The sequence below is a fragment of the Pseudomonas sp. GWSMS-1 genome (assembly GCF_049847425.1).
Taxonomy (GTDB): Bacteria; Pseudomonadota; Gammaproteobacteria; order Pseudomonadales; family Pseudomonadaceae; genus Aquipseudomonas.
In genome coordinates this window covers 3266278-3280914 of sequence record NZ_JBMHHV010000005.1, presented here as the reverse complement: position 1 = coordinate 3280914, position 14637 = coordinate 3266278, and the positions used below count along the sequence as shown (strand labels likewise).

The following is a 14637-nucleotide window of genomic DNA, read 5'->3' as shown; positions in this document are numbered from 1 at the left end:
TTTGTTGATGGCCTGCCATCCCTGGCGGCCACCTTGCGGGTCGTCGCGGCGCGATGTTAAAAAACGCTCCGGCGATTTTTCAGTAATCGGCTTCCGGCAGGCTCGCCAGGATTTGCCGGTAGCTGGCCATGCGTTGCGGGTGCAAGCGACCATCTTCCAGTGCCTTGAGCAGGGCGCAGCCCGGTTCGCGGTCATGTTTGCAATCGCGGAAACGGCATTGCCCGATCAGCTCACCGAACTCAATAAAGCCGGCTTCAACGTCATCGCGGCTGACGTGCACCAGACCAAACTCACGAATCCCCGGGGAGTCGATCAACTCGCCGCCGCCGGGGAAGTGGAACAGGCGTGCCGTGGTGGTGGTGTGAGTGCCGAGGCCGGAAAGCTCCGAAAGCGGCCCGACGCGGGTGTCTACATCCGGTAGCAGGGTGTTGACCAGCGATGATTTGCCGACCCCCGACTGGCCGACGAAGACGCTGACGTTGCCATCGAGCTGTTGCTTGAGCTGATCCATGCCGTCGCCGTGATGCGCCGACACTTCCAGCAGTGGGTAACCCAGTTGGCGGTAGACGTCGAGCATGGCGTTTAGCGCGATGCCATTCTGCTCGTCGATCAGGTCGGCCTTGTTCAGCAGCAGCAGTGGGCGGATGCCGGCGTGCTCGGCGGCCACCAGGTAGCGATCGATTAGGTTGGCGTGTGGCTCGGGCAGCGGGGCGAAGACGATCACGATCAGGTCAACGTTGGCCGCCACCGGTTTCAACTGGCCGCGGGTGTCCGGGCGGCAAAGTTCAGTGCTGCGTGGCAGCTGCGCAACAATGACCCCAATGCCTTGATTGCCGGCGCGCCACACCACCTGGTCGCCAGTCACCATGGTGGGCAGGTTAGCGCGTAAGTGGCAGCGGAATACCTGGCCGGCCAGCTCGCCGTCCAGTGCTTCAACCTCGACCTGCACGCCGAAGTGGGCGATCACCAGGCCGGTTTGTTCCGGGCCTAAATCGCCGCCTTCGAGAATTTGTACAGCCTGCGATTCGCGCTTGGCGGCGCGGGCGGCACGCTCGCCCTGAATTTTTTCGATACGCCAGTTTTGCCGGCGGTTGAGTTGGCGTTTGGCCATGGGTCTTCCGAGAGTTGAATTGCGCAATAAACGGTCGCGAGTCTAGCACGGGCTGCCAATTGCGCTGCTGACGCGGCTACACTGCGGCGCATTATTGGTCGGTCTGGTCAGGAGTCTGCATGCTGCGCGTTGTCCGGCGATACCCGGCGCTGCTGGCTTTAGGCGCGCAGCTGGGCGCGACGTTGTTGGTCGGCGTGGCCCTGTATCTGGCCGCGCAGGTGGCTCCCTGGCGGCCAACTTGGCTGGCTGTTGGGCTGAGCCAGGGATTGATCGCCGCCGCGCTGGCCCGCTACCTAGGCTTGTCGCGCTGGTGGTGCGGGTTGAACCTGCTGTTTGCGCCGGCGTTGCTGTTGGCGAGCGGTGCGCCTCTTCCGTCCTGGTTTTTTCTGGGCGGGTTTGTCCTGGTGTTGCTGCTCAACTGGAACAGTTTTACCGAGCAGGTGCCGCTGTACCTGACCGGAGCCGGTACCCGGCAGCATCTGGTGCAGGTGTTGCGCGAGCAGCCCGAGCATTTTCGTTTTATCGACCTGGGGTGTGGCCCGGCCGGCATGCTACTGAGCCTGGCCCGGCAGTTCCCGCAGGCACATTTTGTTGGCGTAGAAACGGCGCCGTTGTCCTTTGCCATCGCTTGGTTGCGCGCCTTGCGCCGGGGTAATTGTCAGGTTCGCTATCAAAGCCTCTGGCGCACGGACTTGTCTGTATTCGATGTGGTGTATTGCTTTCTCTCGCCTGCGCCCATGGCAGCGTTGTGGGTTCAGGCCTGCGAGCAGATGCCGGCTGGCAGTCTGCTGATCAGTAATACCTTCGAGGTGCCTGGTCAGTTAGCGGATCAGCTGATCGAGCTGCACGACTGGCGTAACTCGCAATTGCTGGTGTGGCGCATGCGCGGCTGATTTATTCGCTAAACTGTCGGCCTTAGCCGAGGATCCCCGCATGCAGAACCCGCAGAATCTAATCTGGATCGACCTGGAAATGACCGGTCTGGAGCCCGAAACGGACGTCATCATCGAGATGGCCACCATCGTTACCGACAGCGACCTGAATATCCTCGCCGAAGGTCCGGTGATCGCCGTCCATCAGAGTGATGAGTTGCTCGCCGGTATGGACGAGTGGAATACCCGCACTCACGGTGGCAGCGGTCTGACCCAGCGTGTACGCGAGAGCAAAATCAGCCCCGCCGAGGCCGAGGCCATGACCATTGCCTTCCTTGAGCAATGGGTGCCAAAAGGCAAGTCACCGATCTGCGGCAACAGCATTGGCCAGGATCGGCGCTTCCTGTGTAAGTACATGCAGAACTTGGACGCCTACTTCCATTACCGCGCACTGGATGTGTCGACCCTGAAAATCCTCGCTGGGATGTGGGCGCCACAGGTCAAAGAGTCGTTCCAGAAGCAAGGCACGCATCAGGCACTGGACGATATCCGTGAGTCCATCGCCGAGCTGCGTCATTACCGCGAGCATTTCATCAAGGTCTAGGGCGTCGACTGCGCATTAAGCAACGCCTGTACGCGCCTAGCGGTCTGCCCGTAGCGTGTGTCGTGGTTTTTAGGTGCCCGCATGCTCTCGCGGGCATGTAGACTGCGCGCCTTTTGGCAGGGGCTGATCGATGTTGCTGACTGTGTTGTACCTCATAGCGATCACCGCCGAAGCCATGACCGGTGCGCTATCGGCCGGGCGGCGCGGCATGGACTGGTTCGGCGTGGCGTTGATCGCCTGCATTACCGCCCTGGGGGGCGGCTCGGTGCGTGACATGCTGCTGGGGCACTACCCGCTGACGTGGGTCAAGCATCCCGAATACCTGGTGCTGACCACCTTCGCCGCGCTGGTCACGGTGTTTATCGCGCCCCTGATGCGGCATCTGCGCTCGCTGTTTCTGGTGCTGGACGCCATGGGGCTGGTGGCCTTCACCCTGATTGGCTGCCAGATTGCCCTGGACATGGGGCACGGCCCACTGATCGCAGCGGTCAGTGGGGTTATTACCGGCGTATTCGGCGGCATTTTGCGGGATATCTTCTGCAACGACGTGCCCCTGATTTTTCGCCGCGAACTGTATGCCAGCGTGTCGTTTGCCTGCGCTTGGTGCTTTCTCGGCTGCGCCTACCTAGGGCTGGGCAACGAGCAGTCACTGCTGATCAGCCTGTTCGGCGGTCTGCTGTTTCGGTTGCTATCGATCCGCTATCACTGGGAGATGCCCAAATTCGTCTATCGGGACGATCCTCAGGGCTGAGGTGTTAGGTCGCGCTGCGCATGTTGCTCGAGTGCCCACTCGACATGCTCGCGCACCAGGGCGGAGGGGTGCTCGCGGCGTGCTTTAAGTGCTTCCAGTACCGGGATCGTCGAGGGCGCATTGCCCAGGCCGACCGCCAGGTTGCGCAGCCAGCGTTCGTAGCCGGCGCGGCGCAGGGGTGAGCCTTCGGTGCGGCTGAGAAACTCGTCCTCACTCCAGCCGAACAGTGCGGCCAATTCGGCATTGTCTAGGCTATGGCGGGGCTGGAAGTCACTTTGCTCGGTGGGTTTGGCGAAGCGATTCCACGGGCAGACCATTTGGCAGTCGTCACAGCCGAACACACGGTTGCCAATGGGCGCACGCAGCTCAATAGGGATCGAACCTTTGAGCTCGATGGTTAGGTAGGAAATGCAGCGCCGCGCATCCAGCACATAGGGGCCGACAAAGGCCGCGGTCGGGCAGATGTCCATGCAGGCGGTGCAACGCCCGCAGTGCTCGCTGCTGTGGGGCGGGTCGACCGGCAGCGGCAGGTCGACGAACAGTTCGCCGAGGAAAAAATAACTGCCGGCCTTGCGGTTGAGTACCAGGGTGTTCTTGCCGATCCAGCCGAGGCCGGCCTGTTCAGCGATGGCTTTTTCCAACACCGGTGCGCTGTCGACAAAGGCGCGGTAGCCGAACGGGCCGATCTGTTGCTGAATGCGCTCGGCCAGCTGCTGCAGGCGTTTGCGGATCAGCTTGTGATAGTCACGCCCTAGGGCGTAGCGCGACACGTAGGCTTTTGCCGGCTGGGCAAGCTGCTGCGCCATCTGCGTGTCGCCGGGCAGGTAGTCCATGCGCAGCGATACCACGCGCAGGGTGCCGGGTATCAGTTGTTCTGGGTGTGAACGTTTGCTGCCGTGGGCGGCCATGTAGTCCATCTCGCCCTGATAGCCGGCGTCCAGCCAGCGCTGCAGGTGCGCTTCGTGTTCGCCCAGCTGCACATCGGCAATCCCGACCTGCTGAAAGCCCAGCTCGCGGCCCCAGTCTTTGATTGACTGGGCGAGAGCGGCAAGGTCGAGGGCGTCAGTGTTCATATGAAGGCGGGTAACCGGAGCGGAGGTGAGTATAATTCTGCCAGACAACGGAGCCCGCGCATGCTGCATTCACCTGACAATCTTCCTCTGCCGCTGTTTAGCGCCGCACAAGTGCGTGAGCTGGATGCGCGGCTGATTGCTGCCGGCACCCCGGGGTTTGAGCTGATGAGCCGCGCCGCGCATGCCATCTGGCGTGCCCTGCGTCGGCGCTGGCCGGATGCCGGGGTGCTGACTGTGCTGGCTGGACGCGGCAACAATGCCGGTGATGGTTACCTGGTCGCGGCTCTGGCGCTTCGCGCCGGTTGGCAGGTGCGCGTGCTGGCGGTCGGTGATCCCGCGCAATTGCAAGACGATGCGGCGCTGGCGCGTGATCAGGCGCTGGCTGCCGGCGTGTCCATTCAGTTATGGGAGGAGCGTGCTGAGTTGCGCGGCGTGGTGCTCGATGCCTTGCTCGGTACCGGTCTGCAGGGGGCTGTGCGCGAACCGTATGCGCAGGTTATCCGCCTGCTGAATGCCAGTGGTTTGCCGGTCCTGGCGGTGGATATTCCATCCGGGCTCTGCGCCGATACCGGTCAGGCGTTGGGTGAGGCGGTGCGTGCAGGGCTGACGGTGACCCTGATTGGGTTGAAGCTGGGCCTGTTTACTGGCCAGTCTGCGGATTTTCGGGGCGCGTTGCAGTTTGATGACCTTCAGGCCGATCCCGCGCTGGTGGCCGCTCAGGCTTTTACCGCGCAGCGCCTTGTGCCAATCAGTTTGCCGCACCTGGCTGCGCGCTCACCTCTTGTGCACAAGGGGCAGTTGGGGCATGTGCTGGTGGTCGGCGGGGATCGTGGCTTTGCCGGTGCCGGCCTGCTGGCGGCGCAGAGTGCGCTGCGTGCCGGGGCTGGGCTCGTTAGCCTGGCGACCCGTGGTGAGCATGTGTCTGCCGCGCAGGCGCGCCTGCCTGAAGTCATGGCGGCAGGCGTGGCGTCGGCTAATCAATTAATGGCGCTGGGCGCTAATGCCAGTGTCTGGGTCGTCGGGCCTGGTCTCGGTCAAGGTGCGTGGGGGCGTAGCCTGTTATCGGCGGCGGCGGCCAGTGATGCTGTGCAGGTCTGGGATGCCGACGCGCTGAACCTGCTGGCGCAGGCTGTGGTCCAGTTACCTGCTGGCGTGGTGCTGACGCCACACCCGGGTGAGGCCGCGCGGTTGTTGGGTATCAGCAGTGCCGAGGTGCAGGCGGATCGCCCAGCGGCGGCTCGCGCTCTGGCGCAGCGCTATCAGGCGGTTTGCGTGCTAAAGGGCGCAGGTACTTTGATCGCCGCGCCGGACGGTGGCCTATGGTTGTGTGATCGTGGCCATCCGGCCATGGCTGGCGCAGGGTTAGGTGATGTCCTGGCCGGCTTTATAGGTGCCCTGCTGGCGCAAGGGCTGGCTGCGTTGCCGGCGGCCCAGCTGGCGGTTTATCTGCATGCGTGTGCCGGTGAGCGCTTGGCGCTGCAGGGCCGAGGTTTAGCAGCCAGTGATTTGTGTGCGGTTATTCGTGAATTATTGCAGGAGCAGTCTGCGTGTCTGAATTAGAGCTGTTTGCCGCCGACGAAGAGGCGATGCTGGTGCTGGGAGCGCAGATCGCTCAGGTGACGGGCGGTAAAGGTGTGATCTACCTACATGGTGATCTGGGCGCAGGTAAAACCACCCTGTCGCGCGGCATTATTCGCGGCCTTGGGCATGTTGGCGCGGTCAAAAGTCCGACGTTTACCCTAGTAGAGCCCTACGAAATTGGTGCGTTGCGTGCTTTTCACTTCGATCTTTACCGCCTGGTGGATGCCGAAGAGTTGGAGTACCTGGGTATCCGCGATTATTTCGACGGTGATGCCCTATGTCTGGTCGAGTGGCCGCAGCGCGGTGCAGGCGTTTTGCCAAAGGCTGACCTGGATATTACCATTAGCCCGCATGGGGCCGGCCGCGCGCTGCGCTTGCAGGCGCAAGGCGAGCGCGGCTCCTCCTGGTGCGCCGCTTTGGCCGTCAGGGCATGAATTAATTATGGGGTTGGCTATGCGCATAGGCGCGCGTTTCATCGCAGTTGGAGTGGTATTGGTCGGCTTGGCCGCCAATGTAATGGCCGCTTCGGATGTGCGCAGTGTGCGGCTCTGGCGTGCACCGGATAACACCCGCCTGGTGTTTGACTTGTCCGGCCCGGTGCAACACAGCGTTTTCCAGCTGTCTGCGCCAAATCGCATCGTTATTGATGTAAATGGCGCCAAGTTAGCCACCAACCTTAATCAGCTGGCCCTCAGCAACACGCCTATCACCGGGGTGCGCTCGGCGCAGCGCACACCGGAAGAGTTGCGCGTGGTCATTGACCTGTCGGCAGCGGTCACGCCGAAAAGTTTTACCCTGGCCCCCAATCAGCAGTACGGCCATCGCCTGGTTGTCGACCTGTTTGACCAGGAGAGCGGCGCTGCACCAAGCCTGCCGACCACCGCCGTGACTACCGCGCCTCAGTTGCCAGTAACGCCGACGCAGGCCCCGCCCAAGCTGACGCCGGTGCCCAATGGCAAGCGCGATATTGTGATTGCCATCGATGCGGGGCATGGTGGTGAAGACCCGGGTGCGCTGTCGCCGGTCAAAGGCCAGTTTGAAAAGCATGTGACCCTGGCGATTGCCAAAGAACTGCAGCGCCAGGTGAATGCCGAGAAAGGCTTCCGCGCAGAGCTGGTGCGCACGGGCGACTACTTTATCCCGCTGCGTAAGCGCACCGAGATTGCGCGCAAGAAGGGCGCCGATCTGTTCGTCTCCATCCATGCCGATGCCGCTCCGCGGGCAGCGGCCTTCGGCGCCTCGGTGTATGCCCTGTCGGACCGCGGTGCCACCTCGGAAACCGCACGCTGGCTGGCTGACTCGGAAAACCAGTCCGACCTGATCGGTGGTGCAGGTAACGTCAGTCTGGATGACAAGGACCGCATGCTTGCCGGTGTGTTGCTTGATCTGTCGATGACCGCATCGCTGTCGTCCAGTCTCAACGTTGGCAACAAGGTGCTGGGCAATATGGGGCGCATCACCCCGCTGCATAAGCGTCGAGTGGAGCAGGCGGGCTTTATGGTGCTGAAATCGCCGGATATTCCCTCGATCCTGGTGGAGACCGGGTTTATCTCCAACCCTAATGAAGCCCGCAAACTGGCCAGTGCGAGCCACCAGCAGGCTCTGGGGCGCTCAATAGTCAGTGGCGTGCGGCAGTTTTTCCATGAGAACCCGCCGCCCGGTACTTACGTAGCCTGGCTGCGCGATAACGGCAAAATCGCCCTCGGGCCGCGTGAGCATGTTGTGAGCTCGGGTGAGAGTCTGGCGCTGATTGCTCAGCGTTATCAGATCAGCCTGGCGGCGCTGCGCAGTGCAAATTCGCTAAAAAGTGACGTAATCAAAGTGGGGCAGCGTATCCAGATTCCAGCTACTGCTCTGGCTGCACAGCCATGAGTGACGTTTCGCGTATCCAACTGCTTAGTCCGCGGTTGGCCAACCAGATTGCTGCCGGTGAGGTGGTTGAGCGTCCGGCTTCGGTGATCAAGGAGCTGTTGGAAAACAGCCTGGATTCCGGTGCAAAACGTATTGAAGTGGATGTCGAGCAGGGCGGTGTCAAGCTGCTCAAGGTGCGTGACAACGGCAGTGGCATCTCTCCAGATGATTTGCCGCTGGCACTGGCGCGACATGCCACCAGCAAGATCCGCGAGCTAGAAGACCTTGAGCAGGTGATGAGCCTGGGCTTTCGCGGGGAGGCGTTGGCCTCAATCAGTTCGGTGGCGCGTCTGACCCTGACTTCGCGCACCGAAGGGGCCGAGCAGGCCTGGCAGGTGGAAACCGAAGGGCGCGACATGCATCCGCGCGTGCAGCCCGCAGCGCATCCGGTCGGCACCTCGGTAGAGGTGCGCGATCTGTTCTTCAATACCCCGGCGCGGCGCAAATTTCTCAAAACCGAGAAGACTGAATTCGACCATCTGCAGGAAGTGATCAAACGCTTGGCGTTGGCGCGCTTCGACGTGGCCTTTCATCTGCGTCACAACGGTAAGACTGTGCTCGGTTTGCATGAGGCTCCCGATGAAATTACGCGCGCGCGGCGGGTGGCGTCGGTTTGTGGCGCGGCATTTCTGGAGCAGGCGTTGCCGATCGATATCGAGCGCAATGGTCTGCATTTGTGGGGCTGGGTTGGGCTTCCGACATTCTCACGGAGCCAGGCCGACCTGCAGTACTTCTATGTGAACGGTCGTATGGTGCGCGACAAGTTGGTCGCCCATGCGGTGCGTCAGGCCTACCGCGATGTGCTGTTTAATGGTCGTCATCCGACCTTTGTGCTGTTTCTGGAAATTGATCCGGCGGTGGTCGATGTCAATGTGCACCCGACCAAGCATGAGGTGCGCTTCCGTGATGGGCGCATGGTGCATGACTTCCTTTATGGCACCTTGCACCGTGCCTTGGGTGAGGTGCGCCCCGAAGATCAGTTGGCTGCCCCTGCGGCGGTCAGCGAGATGGTGCGTCCGAGCGGTCAGGCAGCTGGCGAGTTTGGCCCGCAAGGTGAAATCGGCTTAGCGGCCAGTCTGCTGCAGTCGACGCCCAGTACATCGGTTTGGCGTTCGCCGGGGGCTGGCTATCAGGGTTCTCGTCCGGAGGTCGCTTTGCCCGCGGCTGAAGCCCAAGGCGCGTACCGCGAGTTTTTCTCGCCGATGGCGACTGTGCCGGCTGCTCTCCCTGAGGCGCAAGGTGATATTCCGCCGCTGGGCTACGCCATCGCGCAGCTCAAGGGGGTCTATATCCTCGCCGAGAACGTTCAGGGGCTGGTGGTGGTGGATATGCATGCGGCGCATGAGCGCATTACCTATGAGCGGCTGAAAGTGGCCATGGCCAGTGAAGGCCTGCGCGGCCAGCCGCTGCTGGTGCCAGAGTCGATTGCCGTGAGCCAGCGTGAGGCTGATTGTGCTGAAGAGCATGCCGAGTGGTTCCAGCGGCTTGGCTTTGAGTTGCAACGTTTGGGGCCGGAAACCCTGGCGATCCGTCAGATACCCGCGTTGCTCAAGCAGGCCGAGGCCACTCGCCTGGTGCACGATGTGCTGGGCGATCTGCTCGAATACGGCACCACCGATCGTATTCAAGCGCACCTCAATGAGCTGCTGGGCACCATGGCCTGTCACGGTGCTGTGCGTGCCAATCGACGGCTAACCCTGCCGGAAATGAACGGCTTGCTGCGCGACATGGAAAGTACTGAGCGCAGCGGTCAATGCAATCATGGTCGTCCAACGTGGACGCAGATGGGCATGGATGACCTCGACAAGCTGTTCCTGCGCGGCCGTTAAAGTTGTCGCGCCCTTTTATTTAGAGATTTTTTGAGCATGTCCGAGCGTCTGCCTCCGGCGATTTTTCTGATGGGGCCGACGGCGGCCGGCAAGACCGATCTGGCTATTGAGCTGGCGCGGGTGCTGCCCTGCGAGTTGATCAGCGTCGACTCTGCCTTGGTCTACCGTGGCATGGATATTGGGACGGCCAAGCCGGATAAGGCGACGTTGGCTGAGTTTCCTCATCGTTTGATCGATATTCGAGACCCGGCCGAGAGCTATTCGGCAGCGGATTTTCGCCGTGACGCGTTGGCTGCGATGGCCGAGATCACTGCGCGCGGGCGTATTCCGCTGCTGGTGGGTGGCACCATGCTGTATTTTAAGGCGCTGCTTGAGGGGCTGGCTGAAATGCCCAGCGCCAATGCACCGTTGCGAGCAGCGCTGGAGGCGCGTGGCCAAGCTGAAGGCTGGCAGGCGTTGCACGCCGAGTTGCGTGCGGTTGACCCTGAGTCGGCCGCGCGCATCCACCCCAATGACCCGCAGCGCTTGATTCGTGCCCTTGAGGTCTATCATGTGAGCGGTAAAAGCATGACCGCTCATCGCCAGCGCCAGGCTGCAGAAAATACTGTCAGTGGCGCATCGGTCGGCGGGCAATTCCCCTATACTGTCGCGCAATTGGCCATCGCTCCGGCGCAACGGCAGCTGTTACATGAGCGAATTGCCCTGCGATTTCGTTTGATGTTGGAACAGGGGCTGGTTGCCGAGGTCGAAGCTCTGCATCAGAGAAGTGACTTGCACGTTGGCTTGCCGTCTATACGATCAGTAGGTTACCGGCAGGTCTGGGAGTTTCTGGACGGCAACCTTGGCGCTGAACAAATGCAGGAGCGCGGCATTATCGCCACGCGCCAGCTGGCCAAGCGACAGTTCACCTGGTTACGTGGTTGGCAGCAAGATGTGCATTGGTTAGATAGCGCTGATTGCAACAATCTGCCGCGTGCCTTGAAATACTTGGCAGCGGTCTCCATATTGACCTGAGATATTGCCGCTGGCCGTCTATCCTTGGGGTATGACGGCTTTGAGCCGTTCGTTTGTTTACTTAAATTATTGAAAATTGATCCTTAAAGGAGTGCGGCACATGTCAAAAGGGCATTCGCTACAAGACCCTTACCTGAACACCTTGCGTAAAGAGCGCGTCCCGGTGTCTATTTATTTGGTTAACGGCATCAAGCTGCAAGGCCAAATCGAATCCTTCGACCAGTTCGTGATTTTGCTGAAAAACACTGTCAGCCAAATGGTTTACAAGCACGCCATTTCTACCGTGGTTCCTAGCCGCCCGGTGCGTCTGCCGAGCGCAAGTGAAACTGAACAAGCTGAAGCTGAACTTGGTAATGCCTGATTTAGGAGGCTGTATTGTTCTTCGAGCGTCATGAAGGTGGGGATCGGGCTATCCTGGTGCATCTGGACGGCCAAAACTCCGAGGCGCGTGAAGATCCGCAGGAGTTTCAGGAGCTGGCGCTTTCCGCTGGCGCTGAAACTGTTGCGTTTTTCAGCATTCCGAGTAATCGGCTGACGGCCAAATACCTGATAGGCAGTGGCAAAGTTGAAGAGTTGCGTGACCAGGTCAAGGCCTGCGAGGCGGATCTGGTTATCTTCAACCACGTGCTTACGCCGAGCCAGGAACGCAACCTTGAGCGTGCTTTCGAATGTCGAGTATTGGACCGTACCGGCCTGATTCTCGACATTTTTGCTCAGCGCGCGCGTACTCATGAAGGCAAATTGCAGGTCGAGCTGGCACAGCTTGATCACATGAGTACACGGCTGGTGCGTGGCTGGACTCACCTTGAGCGGCAAAAAGGTGGTATCGGTCTACGCGGCCCCGGTGAGACCCAGCTAGAAACTGACCGCCGCCTGTTGCGGGTGCGCATTCGTCAGATCAAGCAAAAGCTTGAAAAAGTGCGCAGTCAGCGCGATCAAGCACGTCGCGGGCGACAGCGTGCTGATATCCCTTCTGTGTCGTTGGTGGGTTACACCAACGCCGGCAAGTCGACGCTGTTCAATGCGTTGACCTCCTCGGATGTTTACGCGGCCGATCAGTTGTTTGCCACCCTTGACCCGACTCTGCGTCGTTTGGATCTAGATGATCTGGGCCCGATTGTGCTCGCCGATACCGTGGGCTTTATCCGTCATTTGCCGCACAAGCTGGTTGAAGCGTTTCGCGCGACCCTTGAAGAGTCGAGCAACTCCGATCTGCTGTTACATGTGATCGACTCCCACGAGCCGGAGCGTGATCAGCAGATTGAGCAGGTACTGGCCGTGCTGGGTGAAATCGGTGCGCAGGATCTGCCGATGCTTGAGGTCTACAACAAACTTGATTTGCTGGAAGGCGTGGAGCCGCAGATTCAGCGTGATGCCAATGGTAAGCCTCAGCGGGTTTGGCTGTCGGCGCGCGATGGGCGCGGCTTGCCGTTATTGCGTCAGGCCATAGCGGAGCTGTTGGGTGATGACCTGTTTGTCGGTACATTGCAGTTGCCGCAACGGCTTGCCCGCATGCGTGCGCAGCTTTTTGATTTGGGCGTAGTGCAGAGCGAGTCGTACAGTGAGGATGGTAGTAGCCTGCTGGCGGTGCGTTTGCCGCGTATCGAGCTGAACCGACTGGTCAGTCGTGCCGGGCTCGAGCCGCAAGAATTTATTGAGCAACACACTTTGCAATAAAGCCTGTACCAGCGGCTTTGCCGCTGGGTGCATGCATTCTGTAGCATTGGCGGACGCGCCGTGGGTGCGTCTTTGCTTTATCAGATGGAGAGCGCTATGGCTTGGAATGAGCCGGGTGGCAACTCGAATAATCAGGATCCATGGGGTGGCCGTAAGAACGGTGATCGCAAGGGGCCGCCGGATATCGATGAGGCCTTCCGCAAGCTGCAAGAGAGCCTGAATGGGCTGTTTGGTGGCGGCAAAAAACGAGGCAGCGACGCTGGCTCAGGCGGTGGTGGTGGTTTCGGTCTGCTGTTCGTAGGCCTTGGCTTGCTCGCTGCAGTCTGGCTGTACAGCGCGATCTATGTCGTCGATGAGCAGGAGCAGGCAGTCGTACTGCGCTTCGGCAAATACTACGAAACAGTCGGCCCGGGCCTGAATATCTATTTCCCGCCGATTGATCGCAAATTCCAGGAAAACGTCACCCGCGAGCGTGCTTACAGCAAGCAGGGGCAGATGTTGACCGAGGACGAGAACATCATCGAAGTGCCGTTGACCGTGCAGTACAAGATCAGCAACTTGCAAGATTTCGTACTCAACGTCGACCAGCCGGAAATCAGCCTGCAGCATGCCACTGACAGTGCCGTGCGCCATGTCGTGGGCTCCACCGAGATGGACCAGGTGCTGACCGAAGGGCGCGAGTTGATGGCCAGTGAGGTTAAGGAGCGCTTGCAGCGGTTCCTCGACAACTACCGCACCGGTATTGCGGTCACTCAGGTCAACTTGCAGAGCGCAGCTGCGCCGCGTGAAGTGCAGGAAGCCTTTGATGACGTGATCCGTGCCCGTGAAGACGAGCAGCGTGAGAAGAACCAAGCTGAAACCTACGCCAACGGTGTAGTGCCAGAGGCTCGTGGTCAGGCCCAGCGTCTGATTGAGGATGCCAGCGGTTACCGTGATGAAGTGGTTTCGCGCGCACAGGGTGAGGCGGATCGCTTCACTGCATTGGTCACCGAGTACCGTAAGGCGCCCGAGGTGACGCGTGAGCGTCTGTATCTGGACACCATGCAAGAGCTGATGACCAATACCAGCAAGGTGCTGGTGACGGGTGATAAAGGCCAGAACAACCTGCTGTACCTGCCGCTGGACAAGATGATCGATGGTCGCAGTGCGTCTGCGCCTAGCTCGATCTCCGGTTCGGTGAGTGCGTCGGATGCAGGGTCGCGTGTAAGTATTGATCCGCGTCAGGTTGAGCTGCGTACAAGGGAGAGTCGCTGATGAGCAATAAATCACTGATTGCCCTGATTGTTGGCGTGGTACTGGCGATCGTCGCCTGGAACAGCTTCTATATCGTGGCGCAGACTGAGCGGGCGGTGCTGCTGCAGTTCGGTCGTATCGTTCAGCCTGATGTGCAGCCAGGTCTGCATGTGAAGATTCCATACGTCAACCAGGTGCGTAAATTTGATGCGCGCTTGCTGACGCTGGACTCCACCAGCTCGCGATTCCTCACGCTGGAAAAGAAAGCATTGATGGTTGATGCCTTCGCCAAGTGGCGCGTACTGGATGCTGAGCGCTACTACACCGCGACCTCTGGTATTAAGCAGATTGCCGACGAGCGTCTAGCACGTCGTCTTGAGGCTTCGCTGCGTGACCAGTTCGGTAAGCGTACCCTGCATGAGTCGGTGTCGGGTGAGCGTGATGCCTTGATGGCTGACGTGACGGCGTCCTTGAATCGGGCTGCGCAGAAGGAGCTGGGTATCGAGGTGGTGGATGTGCGCGTCAAGGCCATCGATCTGCCGAAAGAAGTCAATCGCAGCGTATTTGATCGTATGGGTTCAGAGCGTGAGCGCGAAGCGCGTGAGCATCGCGCCAAAGGTCGTGAACTTGCTGAGGGCATTCGTGCCGATGCGGATCGTCAGCGTCGCGTGTTGCTGGCTGATGCTTACCGTCAGGCCGAAGAATTGCGCGGTGAGGGTGATGCCCAGGCTGCTGCAATCTATTCCAAGGCCTATGGCATGGACCAGGAGTTCTACTCGTTCTATCGCAGCTTGAGAGCCTATCGCGAGAGTTTCGCCGATAAGCGTGATGTGCTGGTGCTGGATCCGAGCAGTGACTTCTTCCGTTACCTCGAGAAATCTAAGCCCTAAGTCATCACCCCGGCGGGCAGCCGTCGGGGTGATCCTTATTGAAAACGTGATATGATGCGGCAGCCGGGGAAATCCCGGCTTTTTTGCGTCT

Annotated in this window: 14 protein-coding genes; 12 read left to right on the top strand and 2 right to left on the bottom strand. The window is 60.3% G+C overall.

Annotation, left to right across the window (positions count from 1 at the left end; translation table 11 throughout):
* Positions 1–79: 79 nt before the first annotated feature.
* A complete protein-coding gene (gene rsgA / locus ACEPAJ_RS19085; protein WP_322949348.1) occupies positions 80–1111 on the bottom strand; it encodes a small ribosomal subunit biogenesis GTPase RsgA in 1032 nt (343 codons plus the stop codon).
* Between the two features lie 119 nt (positions 1112–1230).
* On the opposite strand from rsgA, the gene ACEPAJ_RS19080 reads away from it, so the two are divergent.
* The 3 genes from ACEPAJ_RS19080 (at position 1231) to ACEPAJ_RS19070 (ending at position 3338) form a co-directional block, all read left to right on the top strand.
* Complete coding sequence (locus ACEPAJ_RS19080) at positions 1231–2004, top strand: class I SAM-dependent methyltransferase (RefSeq protein ID WP_425917028.1); 774 nt, start codon at positions 1231–1233, stop codon at positions 2002–2004.
* A gap of 40 nt (positions 2005–2044) precedes the next feature.
* Positions 2045–2587, top strand: a complete 543-nt coding sequence (gene orn, locus ACEPAJ_RS19075) for an oligoribonuclease (RefSeq protein ID WP_274087226.1) — start codon at positions 2045–2047, stop codon at positions 2585–2587.
* 130 nt (positions 2588–2717) lie between these two features.
* Positions 2718–3338, top strand: a complete 621-nt coding sequence (locus tag ACEPAJ_RS19070) for a trimeric intracellular cation channel family protein (protein WP_322949351.1) — start codon at positions 2718–2720, stop codon at positions 3336–3338.
* On the opposite strand, the gene queG is transcribed toward ACEPAJ_RS19070, so the two are convergent.
* The gene (queG, locus tag ACEPAJ_RS19065) at positions 3329–4411 is read right to left on the bottom strand and encodes a tRNA epoxyqueuosine(34) reductase QueG (RefSeq protein WP_425917025.1); all 1083 of its coding nucleotides are present in this window, start codon (positions 4409–4411) and stop codon (positions 3329–3331) included. The genes ACEPAJ_RS19070 and queG overlap by 10 nt on opposite strands.
* A gap of 60 nt (positions 4412–4471) precedes the next feature.
* Here queG and ACEPAJ_RS19060 point away from each other — a divergent pair, with 60 nt between their 5' ends.
* The 9 genes from ACEPAJ_RS19060 to hflC all read left to right on the top strand — a co-directional run bounded on the left by ACEPAJ_RS19060 (position 4472) and on the right by hflC (position 14546).
* Positions 4472–5971, top strand: a complete 1500-nt coding sequence (locus tag ACEPAJ_RS19060) for an NAD(P)H-hydrate dehydratase (protein WP_425917023.1) — start codon at positions 4472–4474, stop codon at positions 5969–5971.
* Entirely contained in the window at positions 5959–6426 is a 468-nt protein-coding gene (tsaE, locus tag ACEPAJ_RS19055) for a tRNA (adenosine(37)-N6)-threonylcarbamoyltransferase complex ATPase subunit type 1 TsaE (RefSeq protein WP_425917021.1), read from the top strand. The genes ACEPAJ_RS19060 and tsaE overlap by 13 nt, the downstream gene beginning before the upstream one ends.
* An 82-nt stretch (positions 6427–6508) precedes the next feature.
* On the top strand, positions 6509–7864 hold the full coding sequence (locus ACEPAJ_RS19050; protein ID WP_425918113.1) for an N-acetylmuramoyl-L-alanine amidase: 1356 nt from the start codon (positions 6509–6511) through the stop codon (positions 7862–7864).
* Positions 7861–9732, top strand: a complete 1872-nt coding sequence (gene mutL, locus ACEPAJ_RS19045; protein ID WP_425917018.1) for a DNA mismatch repair endonuclease MutL — start codon at positions 7861–7863, stop codon at positions 9730–9732. Before ACEPAJ_RS19050 ends, mutL begins: the two co-directional genes overlap by 4 nt.
* Positions 9733–9768: 36 nt before the next feature.
* Complete coding sequence (miaA, locus tag ACEPAJ_RS19040) at positions 9769–10746, top strand: tRNA (adenosine(37)-N6)-dimethylallyltransferase MiaA (RefSeq protein ID WP_425917016.1); 978 nt, start codon at positions 9769–9771, stop codon at positions 10744–10746.
* Between the two features lie 100 nt (positions 10747–10846).
* Positions 10847–11107, top strand: coding sequence for an RNA chaperone Hfq (hfq, locus tag ACEPAJ_RS19035; protein ID WP_274087234.1), 261 nt, complete (start codon positions 10847–10849; stop codon positions 11105–11107).
* A 14-nt stretch (positions 11108–11121) separates the two neighbouring features.
* Positions 11122–12423 carry a ribosome rescue GTPase HflX gene (gene hflX / locus ACEPAJ_RS19030; protein WP_425917014.1) on the top strand — a complete coding sequence of 434 codons (1302 nt, stop codon included), beginning with the start codon at positions 11122–11124 and terminating at the stop codon, positions 12421–12423.
* Between the two features lie 96 nt (positions 12424–12519).
* The gene (hflK, locus tag ACEPAJ_RS19025) at positions 12520–13677 is read left to right on the top strand and encodes an FtsH protease activity modulator HflK (protein WP_425917012.1); all 1158 of its coding nucleotides are present in this window, start codon (positions 12520–12522) and stop codon (positions 13675–13677) included.
* Positions 13677–14546 (top strand): protease modulator HflC, encoded by an 870-nt coding sequence (gene hflC, locus ACEPAJ_RS19020; protein WP_274087237.1) that lies wholly within the window; start codon positions 13677–13679, stop codon positions 14544–14546. Before hflK ends, hflC begins: the two co-directional genes overlap by 1 nt.
* Positions 14547–14637 lie beyond the last annotated feature (91 nt).

What these genes read in the sequence shown, in the direction of transcription:
- miaA (WP_425917016.1), top strand. Translation starts at nt 9,769, where the DNA reads ATGTCCGAGCGTCTGCCTCCGGCGATTTTTCTGATGGGGCCGACGGCG.
- ACEPAJ_RS19070 (WP_322949351.1), top strand. Translation starts at nt 2,718, where the DNA reads ATGTTGCTGACTGTGTTGTACCTCATAGCGATCACCGCCGAAGCCATG.
- queG (WP_425917025.1), bottom strand. Translation starts at nt 4,411, where the DNA reads ATGAACACTGACGCCCTCGACCTTGCCGCTCTCGCCCAGTCAATCAAA.
- hfq (WP_274087234.1), top strand. Translation starts at nt 10,847, where the DNA reads ATGTCAAAAGGGCATTCGCTACAAGACCCTTACCTGAACACCTTGCGT.
- ACEPAJ_RS19060 (WP_425917023.1), top strand. Translation starts at nt 4,472, where the DNA reads ATGCTGCATTCACCTGACAATCTTCCTCTGCCGCTGTTTAGCGCCGCA.
- hflK (WP_425917012.1), top strand. Translation starts at nt 12,520, where the DNA reads ATGGCTTGGAATGAGCCGGGTGGCAACTCGAATAATCAGGATCCATGG.
- mutL (WP_425917018.1), top strand. Translation starts at nt 7,861, where the DNA reads ATGAGTGACGTTTCGCGTATCCAACTGCTTAGTCCGCGGTTGGCCAAC.
- rsgA (WP_322949348.1), bottom strand. Translation starts at nt 1,111, where the DNA reads ATGGCCAAACGCCAACTCAACCGCCGGCAAAACTGGCGTATCGAAAAA.
- ACEPAJ_RS19080 (WP_425917028.1), top strand. Translation starts at nt 1,231, where the DNA reads ATGCTGCGCGTTGTCCGGCGATACCCGGCGCTGCTGGCTTTAGGCGCG.
- orn (WP_274087226.1), top strand. Translation starts at nt 2,045, where the DNA reads ATGCAGAACCCGCAGAATCTAATCTGGATCGACCTGGAAATGACCGGT.
- ACEPAJ_RS19050 (WP_425918113.1), top strand. Translation starts at nt 6,509, where the DNA reads ATGGCCGCTTCGGATGTGCGCAGTGTGCGGCTCTGGCGTGCACCGGAT.
- hflC (WP_274087237.1), top strand. Translation starts at nt 13,677, where the DNA reads ATGAGCAATAAATCACTGATTGCCCTGATTGTTGGCGTGGTACTGGCG.